The organism is Alteromonas sp. BZK5, assembly GCF_014349115.1.
In the GTDB taxonomy this organism is placed as follows: Bacteria; Pseudomonadota; Gammaproteobacteria; order Enterobacterales; family Alteromonadaceae; genus Alteromonas; species Alteromonas macleodii.
This window is the reverse complement of sequence record NZ_JACSOE010000261.1, coordinates 1-1,287: the sequence shown is the minus strand read 5'-3', so window position 1 is coordinate 1,287 and position 1,287 is coordinate 1. Positions and strand designations below refer to the sequence as shown.

General features: G+C 45.7%; 1 protein-coding gene. It reads left to right on the top strand.

The window, feature by feature from the left end:
• Window positions 1-138 precede the first annotated feature (138 nt).
• The coding region (locus BIZ39_RS21815; RefSeq protein WP_187448117.1) for a DUF4158 domain-containing protein at window positions 139-1,287 on the top strand (1,149 nt) is incomplete at its 3' end.

Below are 1,287 nucleotides of genomic sequence, written 5' to 3'. Positions count from 1 at the left end.
GGGGTTCTAGGGATTTTCCCCTCTAAAGTAACATAGAACGCTACAGGTATTATATTATATGGTCTGTGGCGGTGGGTTACCTTCCAATATTCTGCCATCTTATATAAACACCATCAATCATATTGGCGTTTATTCATCATGGCAATTAGTAATGAACTCTCGATTCTGACTCAGGCAGAACAACGAGACTTGTATTCAGCACCTCAGTTTTCTATTGAGGAACAACGTTTGTATTTTTCGCTAAACGATGTAGAACAGGCCGAATGCCGTACTATCAGGCTTACTAAACATCGTTGTTATTTCGTGGCGCTTCTGGGCTATTTTAAATCTAAGCCAGTGATCATTGCTCCGAGTTTCCGTGATATCAGTATCGACATGCAGTTTATTGCCTCCCAAATTCAAAGAGGTAAAGGGATCAGGCCTTTCAGTGTCAGTAAAATGCAGCGTGACCGTATTTACTCAAGGATACTGCGTCTACTTAATTACAATAAGTGGAATGAAAAACAGCACCTCAATGCTCTGTGCCACCACCTGGTTTACATTGGTCATGCCTGGCTGGAGCCTCGACACCTCTTTGATGCGGCCATTGAATACCTTGCCAGCCATAACATTGCCATTCCTAAGTACTCCGTGCTTCAAAGACTGATAAGCCGCACAATGCAACAGGTCAGAAAAGACCTGACGCTCCAACTGAATCAACTTACCAGTAATGAACTTAACGTATTTCTGGACAACATAATCACTACTAAAGACGACGGGCTGAGTCTGAGCCATCTCAGGGGTGGTGCCAAAAGTCTGACCGTGCCTGAGCTTAAAAAAGAGCTCGCCATTTACCACCGGTTAGCACCATGGCACACGCAAATAAATGACGTTGTGGACAGGCTCAATCTGTCGCTAAAAAATCGACAACACTTCAGCGGCCTTATTGATTACTACGGCAGTAAAGTGCGGCGCTTCAAACGCTCACAGCAGCACCTGTGGTTACTGTGTCATCTGACAGAGCGCATGCAACTTGCACTGGAGCGCCTGACGGATGGGTTTGTTTACCATATCCGAAAACAACAGGAAGCCGCCAACGCCTTTGCACAACAAGCAGTGTTCCTGTCCTGGCAGTCAGCTGCGGACAATGTCACGAAAGCGGCAGAGCTACTTCACCTGTTTGTTGACGAGAATATTGATGACAATCAGCCCTTCTCAGTAGTCAGACAACAGGCATTGAAGGTCATGAATGACAGGGATATCCAGACCCTCTGCCTTTACCTGAAAAAACAGAAACGGACCGTGGAA